The sequence below is a fragment of the Bacillus sp. TH50 genome (genome assembly GCF_016650565.1).
Taxonomy (GTDB): domain Bacteria; phylum Bacillota; class Bacilli; order Bacillales; family Bacillaceae_G; genus Bacillus_A; species Bacillus_A mycoides.
Genome location: NZ_JAEKFM010000003.1, coordinates 559,205 through 573,320, shown reverse-complemented (window position 1 = coordinate 573,320; position 14,116 = coordinate 559,205). Strand labels below are relative to the sequence as shown.

Annotated in this window: 14 protein-coding genes; 11 read left to right on the top strand and 3 right to left on the bottom strand. The window is 35.9% G+C overall.

The window, feature by feature from the left end:
• Nucleotides 1–10: 10 nt before the first annotated feature.
• The 6 genes from pxpB to pcp are packed head-to-tail and all read left to right on the top strand — an operon-like array spanning nucleotide 11 to nucleotide 4,854.
• A complete protein-coding gene (gene pxpB / locus JFU23_RS03050) occupies nucleotides 11–724 on the top strand; it encodes a 5-oxoprolinase subunit PxpB (protein ID WP_201031332.1) in 714 nt (237 codons plus the stop codon).
• The gene (locus tag JFU23_RS03045; RefSeq protein ID WP_201031331.1) at nucleotides 715–1,704 is read left to right on the top strand and encodes a 5-oxoprolinase subunit C family protein; all 990 of its coding nucleotides are present in this window, start codon (nucleotides 715–717) and stop codon (nucleotides 1,702–1,704) included. The genes pxpB and JFU23_RS03045 overlap by 10 nt, the downstream gene beginning before the upstream one ends.
• A gap of 18 nt (nucleotides 1,705–1,722) precedes the next feature.
• Nucleotides 1,723–2,496 carry a 5-oxoprolinase subunit PxpA gene (gene pxpA / locus JFU23_RS03040; protein ID WP_201031330.1) on the top strand — a complete coding sequence of 258 codons (774 nt, stop codon included), beginning with the start codon at nucleotides 1,723–1,725 and terminating at the stop codon, nucleotides 2,494–2,496.
• Between the two features lie 34 nt (nucleotides 2,497–2,530).
• Entirely contained in the window at nucleotides 2,531–3,226 is a 696-nt protein-coding gene (locus tag JFU23_RS03035; RefSeq protein ID WP_002142352.1) for a DUF969 domain-containing protein, read from the top strand.
• 1 nt (nucleotide 3,227) lies between these two features.
• Nucleotides 3,228–4,190, top strand: coding sequence for a DUF979 domain-containing protein (locus JFU23_RS03030; protein ID WP_201031329.1), 963 nt, complete (start codon nucleotides 3,228–3,230; stop codon nucleotides 4,188–4,190).
• A gap of 16 nt (nucleotides 4,191–4,206) precedes the next feature.
• Nucleotides 4,207–4,854 carry a pyroglutamyl-peptidase I gene (gene pcp / locus JFU23_RS03025; protein WP_016101119.1) on the top strand — a complete coding sequence of 216 codons (648 nt, stop codon included), beginning with the start codon at nucleotides 4,207–4,209 and terminating at the stop codon, nucleotides 4,852–4,854.
• Between the two features lie 493 nt (nucleotides 4,855–5,347).
• On the opposite strand, the gene JFU23_RS03020 is transcribed toward pcp, so the two are convergent.
• Nucleotides 5,348–6,835 carry a peptide MFS transporter gene (locus tag JFU23_RS03020; protein WP_201031328.1) on the bottom strand — a complete coding sequence of 496 codons (1,488 nt, stop codon included), beginning with the start codon at nucleotides 6,833–6,835 and terminating at the stop codon, nucleotides 5,348–5,350.
• A gap of 393 nt (nucleotides 6,836–7,228) precedes the next feature.
• Here JFU23_RS03020 and JFU23_RS03015 point away from each other — a divergent pair, with 393 nt between their 5' ends.
• From JFU23_RS03015 to lepB, 3 genes are all read left to right on the top strand, one after another.
• Complete coding sequence (locus JFU23_RS03015) at nucleotides 7,229–7,954, top strand: NAD-dependent protein deacylase (RefSeq protein WP_201031327.1); 726 nt, start codon at nucleotides 7,229–7,231, stop codon at nucleotides 7,952–7,954.
• A 243-nt stretch (nucleotides 7,955–8,197) separates the two neighbouring features.
• Nucleotides 8,198–10,336, top strand: coding sequence for a peptidoglycan D,D-transpeptidase FtsI family protein (locus JFU23_RS03010; protein WP_201031326.1), 2,139 nt, complete (start codon nucleotides 8,198–8,200; stop codon nucleotides 10,334–10,336).
• Between the two features lie 110 nt (nucleotides 10,337–10,446).
• Nucleotides 10,447–10,968 carry a signal peptidase I gene (gene lepB / locus JFU23_RS03005; protein ID WP_201031325.1) on the top strand — a complete coding sequence of 174 codons (522 nt, stop codon included), beginning with the start codon at nucleotides 10,447–10,449 and terminating at the stop codon, nucleotides 10,966–10,968.
• Nucleotides 10,969–11,156: 188 nt separating this feature from the next.
• On the opposite strand, the gene JFU23_RS03000 is transcribed toward lepB, so the two are convergent.
• Entirely contained in the window at nucleotides 11,157–11,780 is a 624-nt protein-coding gene (locus JFU23_RS03000; protein ID WP_080118273.1) for a cephalosporin hydroxylase family protein, read from the bottom strand.
• A 182-nt stretch (nucleotides 11,781–11,962) separates the two neighbouring features.
• Here JFU23_RS03000 and JFU23_RS02995 point away from each other — a divergent pair, with 182 nt between their 5' ends.
• Entirely contained in the window at nucleotides 11,963–12,487 is a 525-nt protein-coding gene (locus JFU23_RS02995; RefSeq protein ID WP_002190054.1) for an NUDIX hydrolase, read from the top strand.
• Nucleotides 12,488–12,568: 81 nt separating this feature from the next.
• Here the strand turns inward: JFU23_RS02995 and JFU23_RS02990 are convergent, their stop codons facing one another.
• The gene (locus tag JFU23_RS02990) at nucleotides 12,569–13,333 is read right to left on the bottom strand and encodes a class I SAM-dependent methyltransferase (protein WP_201031324.1); all 765 of its coding nucleotides are present in this window, start codon (nucleotides 13,331–13,333) and stop codon (nucleotides 12,569–12,571) included.
• A gap of 197 nt (nucleotides 13,334–13,530) precedes the next feature.
• Between JFU23_RS02990 and JFU23_RS02985 the strand changes: the two genes are divergently transcribed.
• On the top strand, nucleotides 13,531–14,022 hold the full coding sequence (locus JFU23_RS02985; protein ID WP_061688493.1) for a DUF2716 domain-containing protein: 492 nt from the start codon (nucleotides 13,531–13,533) through the stop codon (nucleotides 14,020–14,022).
• Nucleotides 14,023–14,116 lie beyond the last annotated feature (94 nt).

Here is a 14,116-nt window from a genome sequence, read left to right as displayed (position 1 = left end):
AGGGAGTGGGATGAAATTTTCTGCGTTAGGGGATCAAGCAATTATTGTTACATTTGGTGAAGAAATTGGGATGGATATATATGAAAAAGTACAACGACTATTTCAAGCACTGCAGCAACATCCGTTTGCAGGAATGGTTGAATGCGTTCCGTCGTTTACTTCATTAGCGGTGTACTACAATTTGTACGAAGTATGGATGAAAAATGATAGAAATATAAGACCATATGATTATGTTTGCCACTATATACGGGAGCTGTGTGATTCATATAAAGAAGAAGTGAACCGAGATGTGAAACATATTTCTATACCAGTGTGTTACGGGGGAGAATATGGACCAGATTTAGAAGAGGTTGCGCATTATCAAGGATTACAAGTAGAGGATGTTATTCGAATACATAGTGAAACAACATATTTCGTGTATATGTTAGGCTTTACGCCTGGCTTCCCTTATTTAGGGGGATTATCAAAAGAACTAGAAACACCTAGAAAAGAAACACCACGGTTACAAATCGCTCCTGGTTCAGTAGGGATTGGCGGAAATCAAACGGGTATTTATCCGCTTGAAACACCAGGAGGCTGGAATATTATCGGCCGAACACCTATTTCTCTGTTTAATCCAAAAGAAGAAACACCAACATATATTCAAAGTGGTATGTATTTACGATTTATACCAATAACAAAGGAAGAGTACGTATCGCTTGAGGGGGCTAAAGAATGGATGTAGAGATTTTGCATGCAGGAATGTTTACAACAGTCCAAGATTTAGGGCGATTTCATTATCAACAATACGGTGTACCTGTTGGCGGTGCTATGGATAAAAGTGCGCTCAGGATGATTAATATGTTAGTAGGTAATGAGGAGAATGAGGCTGGACTCGAAATTACAATAATGGGACCTAAATTGTTAATAAAGAAAACGACTTTGCTTGCGATTGGCGGTGCGGATATGGAACCGTTATTAAATGGAGAACGCATTCCATTATGGCGCCCTATATTAGCTGAAGAAGGAAGCATGCTTTGCCTCGGAAAAGCGAAAAGCGGTTGCAGAGCATATGTGACTTTTGCGGGCGGTATAAATATTGATCATACGATGGGAAGTAAAAGTACTTACATACGTGCTGCTCTTGGCGGTATTGAAGGGAGAATGCTGAAAAAAGGAGATTATTTTCAAATTGGTACAGGGGCAGAAGTTGCAAGCCGTTTCATTCAAAATTTACAAGAAGAAAAGCGTATAAAAACGAAGTGGGCAATTTGTAACAATACTTTACCAAAATATAAGAAGCATCCTATTCTTCGCGTCATAACAGACTTTGAATATGATCAATTTACAGAAGAAAGTATAAAGTCGTTTTTTTCGAAAGAGTATAAAGTGTCCAATTATGCTGATCGCATGGGATATAGGCTTGACGGAGATGTTTTAAATAGAGTTGAAGAGATAGAAATTTTATCGAGCCCAGTTACATTCGGAACAATTCAAGTACCGAATGGTGGACAGCCTATTATATTAATGGCGGATAGACAAACGACAGGTGGTTATCCGAGAATTGGAAATGTAATTTCAGTAGATTTACCTCTTCTAGCGCAGCTGAAACCAGGAGACTATGTAACTTTTGAAAAAATAACTATGGAAGAAGCTGCACAATTGTATATAGAACAGGAAACAAGTATGAGTCTATTAAAGACATTCATCGCTTTACGAAGCTGAGATTAGGAGGAAAACATCGTGACTACGATCGATTTAAACTGTGATTTAGGAGAAAGTTTTGGAGCTTATAAAATGGGGAATGATGATGAAATTCTTCCGTTCGTTTCCTCTATAAACGTTGCTTGTGGTTTTCATGCTGGTGATCCGTCCGTTATGAGGCAAACGGTTGAAAAAGCTCTGCAGCAAAATGTAGCAATAGGGACACACCCTGGATTTCCTGATTTAATTGGATTTGGAAGAAGGAACATGCATGTTTCAGCAAGTGAAGTATACGATTATGTTTTATATCAAATTGGCGCATTAGAAGGATTTGTTAAAGCTGCTGGAGGGAAAATGCAGCATGTAAAACCGCACGGTGCCTTATATAATATGGCGGCAACTAATTCGGAAATTGCAGATGCAATCGCAAAGGCAATTTATCATATTAACCCTGGATTATTACTTTACGGATTAGCAAATAGTGAGGCATTTATAAGGGCAACAGAAAAATATAATATAACTCTCGTACAAGAAGCTTTTGCCGATCGTACGTATAAGCAGGATGGAACTTTAACGAGCCGTACAGAAGAAAATGCTCTTATAAAAAATGAAGATGAAGCAATAAAACAAGTACTTCAAATGGTGAAAGAAGGGTATGTAGAATCGGTTAATGGGGGGAAAGTAGCAGTTCAAGCGCAAACGATATGTTTACACGGGGACGGAGAGAAAGCAGTCCAATTTGCGGAAAAAATATACAGAACATTCGAACTTAATGGTATTTCTATATGCGCACCAAATAAAGTGAAACTTTAATTAGCGGGATTAAAAATGAGAGGAAGTGTTAAAATTGGTGAAATTAATTGGGATTTTACTTGTTGCGGTTGGGTTTTTATTTAGGCTAAATACACTGTTAGTAGTTATGGTTGCGGGTATTGTTACTGGTATGGTTTCAGGCTTAAGTTTTTATGATGTGATTAGCATGTTCGGTAAATTTTTCATAGAAAACAGATATATGTCTATGCCAATCATATTAACTTTACCGGTAATCGGAATTTTAGAGCGTTATGGTTTAAAAGAAAGAGCAGAAGCACTTATAACGAAATCAAAAGGAGCAACAACTGGAAGAGTATTAATGTCATATTTTACGATAAGAGAATCATCAGCAGCACTTGGACTAAATATTGGTGGTCATGCGCAAACGGTAAGACCGCTTGTTGCGCCGATGGCAGAAGGGGCTGCGCAAGGTAAATACGGTAAACTCCCTGAAAAATTGAGAGAAAAGATTAAAGCAAATGCAGCAGCTGCGGAAAATACAGCTTGGTTTTTCGGAGAAGATATTTTCATCGCAACTGGAGCCATTTTATTAATGAAAGGATTCTTCGATTCAGTAGGTATGCATGTCGGTGTATGGGATATGGCGCTTTGGGGAATTCCAACTGCGATATCTGCCCTTATTGTGAGCTGGATCAGGTTTAGAAGGTTTGATAAGTATATAGAGAAAACAATGAAAGCAGAAGAAAAACAAGAGAAGGAGGCTATATAAGATGAACATCATAACAATGGATACAATTTATTATGTATTAGGTATAATCGTTGCATTTATCGCTGTTCGTATTGCATTTGATCGTGAGCATCCAAACCGATTCGGTTCTAGTTTATTTTGGGCATTGTTTGCAGTTACATTTTTATTCGGAAATGTAATCCCTTCGTTTTATGTTGGCTGTATTGTGCTTGTTATGGTTGTTTTGGCTTCATTAAATAAAGTAACAAAATCCGAGGAGAAAGAAGTACCAGTACAAGAACGTGTAAAACATGCTGAGAAATTAAAAAATAAAATTTTTATGCCTGCAATATTAATACCTATTTTTACAATTATCGGAACGTTAACGTTAGGAAAAATCAAATGGGGAAATGTTGCACTTGTTGATCCTGATAAAGTAACATTAGTTGCATTAGCGTTAGGGGCATTACTTGCATTCATTGCGGCGATGCATATTACAAAAGCGAAAATAACAACGCCTGTTCAAGAAGGAAGTAGGTTACTACAGGCTGTCGGTTGGGCAGTTATTTTACCACAAATGTTAGCAGCACTTGGCGGTATTTTTGCGAAGTCTGGCGTAGGACAAGTCGTTTCGGATCTAGTCGGACAAGTGTTACCGACAGAGTATCCATTCGTTGCTGTTATGGCCTATTGTTTAGGAATGATGCTATTTACAGTCGTAATGGGGAATGCATTCGCAGCGTTTGCAGTAATCACTGGTGGAATCGGCTTACCTTTAATTGTGCAAATGCACGGAGGAAACCCAGCAATTATGGCAGCACTCGGTATGTTTGCTGGATATTGCGGAACGTTGCTTACTCCAATGGCAGCAAACTTTAATATCGTACCTGCGATGCTTTTAGAATTGAAAGATAAAAATGCAGTCATTAAAGCACAAGTACCAATTGCTCTTTCCATTTTTATTATAAATATGTTTATTATGTACGGCCTTGTATATCGTTTCTAATTAGGAGAGTGAAACTATGAAAACAGTATTAGTAACAGGATTTGATCCGTTCGGGGGAGAAAGTATCAACCCAGCTTGGGAAGTCGCAAAAAGTTTGCATGAAAAAACAATCGGAGAGTACAAGATTATTAGTAAACAAGTTCCAACCGTATTTCATAAATCAATAAGAGTATTAAAAGAGTATATAGAAGAGTTGTCGCCTGAAATGATTATATGTATTGGACAAGCTGGGGGCAGACCAGATATTACGATAGAGCGTGTAGCAATTAATATTGATGATGCAAGAATTGCTGATAATGAAGGGAATCAGCCGGTGGATATGCCGGTTGTAGAAGAAGGCCCTATTGCGTATTGGTCTACACTTCCGATGAAAGCAATCGTGAAAAAACTTCGCGAAGAAGGTATACCGTCATCTGTTTCACAAACTGCAGGCACATTCGTTTGTAATCATTTATTCTATGGACTCATGCACGAACTAGAGAAGAATGATAAGAAAATAAAAGGCGGATTTGTTCATATTCCGTTCTTACCAGAACAAGCGAGCAACTATCCAGGTCAACCGAGTATGTCACTTTCTACTATTAGTAAAGGTATAGAATTGGCAATTGAGGTAGCGATGGAAGTTGAGGTGGATATTGTGGAAATTGGGGGTACGACGCATTAAATAATAGTAGATTAAAGAGGGCTGATGCAGCCCTCTTTGTGTGTTTGTATTTTGTAATTGAAGATGCAGTATAGAATATAAAGGGAAAGGTTGCAATGGGAGTATTCTAACAAATATGGAATTGTTCCAAATAAAAGGGAACTTTTTAAATAGTTTCTTAATGATGTAGAATTTTCGTCTATATGAATGGATAAAAAGTTAAGTTCTGATAAACTCAAAGACATACAAAGTAATGATTTTAAAATGGTGTGATAAAAATATCACACCATTTTTATGTAAAACAAACAGAGTGAATTTTTTTCCATTAGTAAAGTATAACTGGGTAAGAGATAATCATCAGAATTGTTAATTGTACTATGATTTTTCAAAACTGATAAATTTAAATATAAGTACGGTAAGAATGCGATATTTATCTAACTTTTACAAAAAAGAGTAACCCATTTGGCTACTCTTCACATAGAAACTTGTATTTGTTCATTTCAATAAGAGACCGTTATTGAAGTCCCTTCATGAAATTTTGGATTTTTGATGATAATGTAAACAGCAGGATGCTAACTAAAATGGAGATAGCACCAATAATACCAAAGTAAATTGCTTCTGTTGCAGGATTATATAATTTAACAACTTGGGCATTTATTGCTTGCGCAGACGCAGTTGATAAGAACCATAAGCTCATGGTTTGCGAAGAGAAAGCAGCTGGAGCCAGCTTCGTCGTTATTGATAACCCTGAAGGAGATAAACAAACTTCTCCAATTACAATTAAAAAGAAGCTAAGGACTAACCACATAGGATTCACTAAAGAGTGAGTACCGTTGATTAAAGCCGGAATAATCATAACTAAGAATGATAAACCTGCAAATAGCAATCCAATAGCGAATTTTTTTGCCGTTGAAGGCTGCTTCTTGCCTAACTTTATCCAAACCCATGCAAAAATCGGGGCAAGCGTTACGATAAAGATTGGACTTAATGATTGGAACCAAGCGGAATGCAATGTAATTCCATTGAACTGTAATTGAGTTCGTTGATCCGCGTATGTCGCTAAGATAATAGCACCTTGTTCTTGTATAGACCAAAATATTGTAGCTGCAATAAAGAGTGGTATATACGCAAGAAGACGAGATTGCTCTACTTTTGTTGTTTTAGGACTACGATACATATAAATGAAATAATAGGTTGGAATAACAATCCCTAAGATACTAATCAGGAATGTAAAACGATTTATAGTTAACAACCCAGTTGGAATTGTAACCACACCTAGCAATGTTAATGCAACTAGACCAACACTGAAATACTTAATAGTCTTTTTTCTTTCCGAATCTGATAATGGATTAGGTACTTGCGTACCGACTAGACCAAGGTTTTTCTGTTTTGTTCCAACAAATACCCCTAACCCAATTGCCATACCAATTGCCGCAACTCCAAAACCAAGGTGGAAATTATATTGCTGACCTAATGTTCCGACAATTAAAGGTGCAAGTAAGGCACCTAAGTTAATACCCATGTAGAATATACTGAACCCTGAGTCACGACGCGCATCTGTTTCACTGTATAAACTTCCTACGATGTTCGATATGTTAGGCTTTAACAACCCTGTTCCTAGAACTAAGAAGACCATAGAGATAAATAACGCACTTTTACTACCCGGTAAAGCTAAAATAAGATGGCCAATCATAATTAAAACGCCACCAAAGAATACGGTTTTACTTGGACCAAATAAACGATCCGATATCCATCCACCGATAATACTAGACATGAACAGTAAGGAACCGTAAATTGCCATTATCGAGGTTGCGGTAGATTGTTCAATTCCTAATCCACCTTTTGTGACTGAATAGTACATATAATACAGTAAAATAGCTCTCATTCCGTAATGAGAAAACCTTTCCCAAAACTCAGTGAAGAATAAAGAGAATAATCCTTTTGGATGCCCAAAAAATCCTGTTTGAGGAATACTTTGAACAAGTTCGTTTTTTTCTTTCATAATGTTAATATTACCCCTTGTTAATTTTTTATATTATACAAGTATAATTTAAGAGGCTCCCAGTAGTCCATAACTATCTAAGCCCATCGATGAAGAAAAGCAGCCTTCTGGCTGCTTTCTAAATGAATTGAAAAATCGTCATTTGCTCATTAGACACACCTTTCACTGAATCTACCTCTAAACAATCCAGAATTGATTGTGAGAGTGCTTTAGCTACTAAGAATGCTACGTATATTGTTGACTTAATTGAACAGTAGTTATCTTTGAAACTTTAATTACACCCAAAAAAGTTGGGGGTTAATTCATGCAATGAAGTAAGTAAAATGAATTGTACAACACCTACTGTAAACAACTGGTATAATAAGTATAGGAATATACATAGAGGTGATTTTTGTGCAATATGAGGAAGTACGTTCGATATTAGAAAAAGCAAAGAAAATTACAGTGTTAACAGGTGCTGGTGCAAGCACAGAAAGTGGAATCCCTGATTTTCGTTCAGCAAATGGATTATATGCTGATGCGAATGTAGAGATGTATTTGTCGAGAGGCTATTATAATAGAAATCCGAAAGAGTTTTGGAAGCATTATAAAGAAATCTTTCAAATTAATACGTTTCATCAATATAAACCAAATCGCGGGCATCGCTTTTTAGCGGAGCTAGAAGAACAAGGGAAAGACATAACGATTTTAACGCAAAATATTGATGGTTTGCATCAAGTAGGTGGTAGTAAACATGTAATTGATTTACATGGAACACTTCAAACTGCGCATTGTCCGAAGTGTAAAACGGGATATGATTTACAATATATGATTGATCATGAAGTACCGCGCTGTGAGAAGTGTAATTTCATTCTAAACCCAGATGTTGTTTTATACGGAGATACACTGCCACAATATCAAAATGCAATAAAACGTTTATATGAAACAGATGTACTTCTCGTAATGGGAACGTCATTAAAAGTGCAACCTGTCGCTTCATTCCCAGAAATCGCAAAGAGAGAAGTAGGAGCATCAACAATTTTAGTAAATGAAGAGTTAACAGGGCAAGAATACAATTTTGATTTTGTTTTTCAAAATAAGATTGGTGAATTTGCCAAAGGGTTATCTTCGATTAAATAAGTTTTTGTTTTCGTAAAGAAACTGAGGTGAATGATGTCCACCTCAGTTTTTTTGTATGAATTATATTCATGTTATTGCGTATAAGGGGAATGGTAATAAATAGGATGAGAAAAACAAAAACTGAAAATTAAATCTTTTATTTCTTTTGTAATTAATATAAAATTCTATATATAGCATATAAATAAATTTAATACATAATGGTTCATGCGTAGAAATGTTAATAGAATGAAGTGAGGGAGCAAAATGAGACGAAAAAAGGAGAAACAGAAACAGTCGAAAAAGAAAAAGACTCATATTCCGTTTCGGTTAAATGTACTATTTTTTATCGTTTTTCTTTTATTTTCAGCTATTATTATTCAATTAGGTAAAGTACAAATCATTGACGGAGAAACGTATCGAAATGAAGTGAATAAAAAGGAAGATGTAACGGTGAGTACTCCAGTTCCGAGAGGGAAGATGTTTGACCGGGAAGGGAAAGTTATTGTAAATAATAAACCGTTACGAACTGTTACATATACGAAGATGAAAGGAGTGGACTCAAAAGAGGTTTTAATAGTGGCAAGAAATTTAGCACAGCTAATTGAAATGCCGCAAGAAGATATGGACAAGTTAACAGAGACAGATAAAAAAGACTTTTGGATGCAGTTAAATGAAAAACGCGCAGCAACAAAAGTAACGAAAGAAGATGAGAGTAAATTTAGGAAGCAGGAAATAGAAGGGAAAGACTTAGATAAGAAAGTAGAAGAGTTGAGACGAGAAAGAATTACACAAGAAGAATTAAACGAGCTTTCGAAAGAGGATATAGAAGTACTAGCAATTAAAAGCAAAATGAATGCGGGATATAAAATGACGCCACAAATCGTCAAAAAAGATGTAAGTCAAAATGAATATGCAGTAGTGAGTGAAAGATTATCGATCTTGCCAGGCGTAGATACGACTGTGGATTGGGAGCGAGAATATCCAAATGACAAAATACTACGTTCTGTACTTGGTAGTGTTTCTACTGAGAATGAGGGATTACCAAGGGAGCAATTAGACTATTATTTAGTGCGAGATTATAACCGAAATGATCGTATTGGTAAGAGTTACATCGAAAAACAATACGAAGATGTGCTACATGGAACGAAAGAACAGTCTAAAAATATTACGGATAAAGCTGGAAATATTATTCGGACTGAAAAAGTGACAAAAGGAAAAAGTGGAAATAATTTAATGTTAACAGTTGATATGGATTTACAGAAAAAGGTGGAGGAAAGTCTTGAAAGAAATTTAAGGGCATTTCATTCTTCTGAACCGATGATGGATCGTGCATTCGTTGTTATGATGAATCCGAAAAATGGTCAAATTCTATCATTAGCAGGAAAGAAAATTGTAAATAAAGATGGCGGGATGCAAATAGAAGACTACGCTTTAGGAACAATGATAAGTTCTTACGAGTTAGGATCAACGGTGAAAGGAGCTACGGTATTAGCGGGATATCAAACAGAAGCTATTAAGCCATATACGCATTTCTTTGATGCACCAATGTACTTTAAAGGAAGTTCGAAGCCGAAGAAATCGTGGAAAGACTTTGGAGATATTGATGATTTAAGAGCATTGCAAGTTTCATCCAATGTCTACATGTTTAATACGGCGTTAAAGATTGCGGGGATTGATTATGTACCAAACAATCCGTTAGATATTAGGCAAGAAACATTCAATAAAATGCGCTATTACTTTAGACAATTTGGTTTAGGTGTACCAACCGGTATTGACCTTCCAAATGAATCGATTGGTCAAATGGGTAGAACAGATAATATACCTGGTTTTTTACTTGACTATGCCATTGGACAATATGATACATATACGCCGCTTCAGCTTGCGCAATATATGTCAACGATTGCAAATGGTGGTTACCGAATGAAACCACAAATTGTACAAGAAATTAGAGAGCAACCGAATAGACCAGAGGAAGTCGGGAAAGTTATGCAATCGATGGAACCAGTCGTGTTAAATCGAGTGGATATGGATCTTTCATATATAAATCATGTGAAAGAAGGGTTTAGAAGAGTTTTCCAAGAGGTAGATGGGACCGGTGCTGGAACTTTTAAAGGATTACCTTATAAACCGGCTGGGAAAACTGGGACAGCAGAAACAGTGTACGGTGGAGAAAGTGATATTGGAAGAGATGAAAACAACTATCGAAAAAAATGTTATAATTTAACTCTCGCCGGGTATGCGCCATATGATGCTGATCCGGAAGTTGCTTTTTCTGTTGTTGTGCCATGGGTAAATAATGATAAATCAGGTATTAATTCTGCAATTGGTAAAGAGGTTTTGGATGCATATTTTGATTTAAAAACGCAGAGATCGGGTGTAAGTCCAGTCCCAGTAACACAATAGCCGAGTAAGGCACAGTAAAAAATTCAAATTGTAGTATATCACTGCGCAAATGAACAGGTGCAGTGATATATTTTTGAGTTAAAAAGTGTTTTGATAAGGTGGGAATGGATATGAAAGAGGAGAATAAGAGAGGTTGGGGAAAGTACATACTATTTATATTTGTCCTAGTAGTAACGTACCAGTCTTTCACTTTATGTAAAGTGGAAGGAAAATCAATGCAGTCAACTTTACATGAAGAAGACTACGTATTTGTAAATAAAGCTGCGGTACATTTTTCTAGCTTACAGCACGGAGAAATCGTCATTATTAAGGAAGAGGATGATTCGAAATATTATGTGAAACGTGTAATAGGGCTTCCTGGTGACGTAATTAACATAACGAATGGAACTGTATACGTAAATGACAAAAAGCAAGATGAACCTTATATAAATAAAGATTTATATAACAATACACAAGTGTTTTATAATTTTCAAAAGACAAAGATTCCGCCAAATAAGTTATTTGTAATGGGAGACAATCGTGAACAAAGTAAGGATAGTCGAAATGGTTTAGGATATATTGAAGAAGATAATATAATAGGAAAAGTGGAATTTGTGTACTATCCTTTTTCGAAAATGAAAATCATAAAATAAGTGGGGATTCACAAAACCCCACTTATTAAAGTTTCACTTTATCCCGCATTAACGGGCAGTAAGACTCCCACTTTAAAATTCAGCTGGGGCAAAGAAGTTAGGTGGGAGATCAACTGCCCGTAAAAGCCCGATTGGTGAAGGCTAATAATCAGTGGGGGATGGACAAAACTCCCCCACTGATTAAAGTTTCACTTTATCTTCTTTAAAAAACCTTTTGGATTAAATGATATGAAAAACTTATGTTTAGATTCATCGATTATGAAATTGCTATTTTTAGTTAAAAACTCTTCCACAGCTTCCATTGGGCCAGGTCCCCAATCAGGAAGGAGAGGATTTCCGTTAATACTTGTATCTTCTACAATAATGTAACTGCCAGTGGTTACAATAGATTTATAAAGTAAGAGTTCTTTCGATACATGTTCTTTACTATGATCAGAATCTAAAATAACTAAAATCACATCATCAGGTTTGCGCATACTTAATATTGATTGGACGGCCTGTACAGAAACAGATGAAGCTGTTAAATACGTAATTCGATTATGGGATGGCCGATTTGGTTGCGGAGTTATATCGATAGTAAGTACGTGACCTTTTCCAATTAAATCTAACATAGAAGCTAAAAACAGTGCACTACCACCGTGAAAAGTTCCGCATTCAATAATTAAATCAGGCTTTAATTCGTATAATATTTCTTGATATAAAAAGAGATCAGAAGGAAGTTTGCAGATTGGAACCCCGAACCAGTGTGTACCATGTAACCAAACGTTGCTGTCGTAATATTGTTTTAGAAATTCGCTACTAATGTTATCGATTTTGAATTCTCCTTTCTAAAAAGGATTCTTTCATACGTAAAGAGTTTACGTATGAAAGTTGTACTATATATTATGTGGTAAGGGATTATAAGGCGAGTGTTTTCACGTGAAAATAAGCCAAATAACACATGTGGAAAATGAATTGCTTGCAAAAGAAGATGTAAATGAAAGGAAATGATCGTATGTATAAGTACACAATTTGCTTCATTAGAAAAGGAGATAGAATACTTTTACTAAATAGAAACAAGAAGCCGACAATGGGAATGTGGAATGGTGTCGGAGGGAAAATAGAAGAGTATGAAACGCCATATGAAGGAGTCATTAGAGAAACCTTTGAGGAAACAGGAATAGAGCTTCCAAGTGTAACGTATAAAGGGAATGTTATTTTTAAAGTTAAAGACGAACCTTTGGGTAGTGAGGGAATGTATGTATTCCTAGCTGATTTACCAGATGGAGTACATATTGATACGCCAGTAAGCACTCATGAAGGTATATTAGAATGGAAGTCAATTGATTGGATATTAGATGGTGATAATAGAGGTGTAGTTAGCAATTTGCAAAGATATTTACCGACATTATTAAGTGAGGACAACAATTTAGAGCATATATTCATATATGATAATCGGAATATTATTGATTACAAAACTACACTTTTGATAGAAGATAATACGAAAAAACGATATGAAAAATATCTCGTTTCTCAATAAGAGAAGAAACGTTAAAATACGAAGAGAAAGCCAAATTCTTTATGGGAATTTGGCTTTTTACAAGGAATGCTAATTCAAATTTTACTCTTCATAATTTGCTTTAATAATAAAGCGGTGTTGCTTCACATCGAAATATCCTTTTTGCAAGATGATCTCATGTATGCGATATAATTCCTCGTTATAGCTTTCTACTGTAAAATCAGGAATTTGCCACGGAATTGCTTGCAAGTAATAGACAACAGCACCGACATCATAAAAACGCTGAAGAGGGAATTCTTCTTTCGCTTCTAAAATAGTAAATCCATTTTTCCTCAATTCACTACATGCCGTTTCGAGTGACCAACTTGAAAATTCGCTATTCAGCGGTGTGCCAAACTGCTCATTCAGTTCCGCACAATCAAGACCACCGACTTGTTGTGTAAGAAATGTTCCATTAATGGAAAGACTTCTTTTCACTTCAGAAGCAGAATAGGATTCATGTTGATTCACAATTAAATCAAACTGACCATCTTGAAATGGTAAAGCAGTATCATCAGTCACTTCTACGACTATAACTCCTAAAGGTTCTAATTTCTTTCGTGCAATTGGGACATTCGGAGCATAGCCCTCAGTCGCATAAATAGTTGACGGGAACGGTTGTAACATAGATAAAAACTCTCCGCCACCAGTCCCCATATCTAGCATTGATTTTGCACGTTGCATAAGCTGGAAAGCAGTGCTACCGTATGACCATGATAGGGGCTCGCTATTCATACGGCCAGTTTCTGAAATGAAAGAGAAATCCCAGCCGCTAAAGTTAGTCTTTGCACTTTCTAATAGTGCTGAAAATAATGGATCACGTTTCATATTGTTGCCCTCCTATTTCGTTAATAAATGATATAGTAAGAAAAGAAAAAGGGAGGACCTCTTATTAAAGTGGAACGGTTTTATGTTTCGTGTTCGAATAGATTCATATAAATTAGCTCCTTACGAGAATGGTTATTTATATATTCGGGAGTATCGAGTGAAAATCCTTTGAAATTATAGGGGAAGGCAGTTGTTTAATGAAAAATTGGATGGAGTTTACAGACAAAGAGTACGACCAAATATGGGATAGGGTATATAGTGATTTTGAGTTTTCGCCAAGTGATTCTACATTCCCATCATTTAAGGTGCCAAGTCCCTTTATAACATATGATATTTCTCATTACTTCAGAGAGTCGGTAGATTTAGATGTATATGACGACCTGGAAGAAAAAGCATTACTAGTTTTTAAAGAGAATACGGTATCGAATGAATATATAATGGCACTTGATTGGCAACATGAATGTTACTGGGTAAATCCACATTTAAAGTTTGATAGAAATGAATTTGATGAGTGGACAATCCCGATTTTTCCAAATGGAGATTATTATTTCTTTATTCAGAAGGATTTTAAGTGGGGCTATTTAGGGCATCCGTGGGAGGAGAGTATAACGATATTTGGAAAAGAATTAATAGATGCTTTTGATCAACATAAACCGGAAATATTTCATAAGATTTTAAGGCAGGGTTAATGTTTAAAAGAAAAAACGTTTATACTTCCAAATGAAGTATAAACGTTTTTATTATTAGCTGTTTTTATATAGATTGTTGCTTTCTTTACAAATA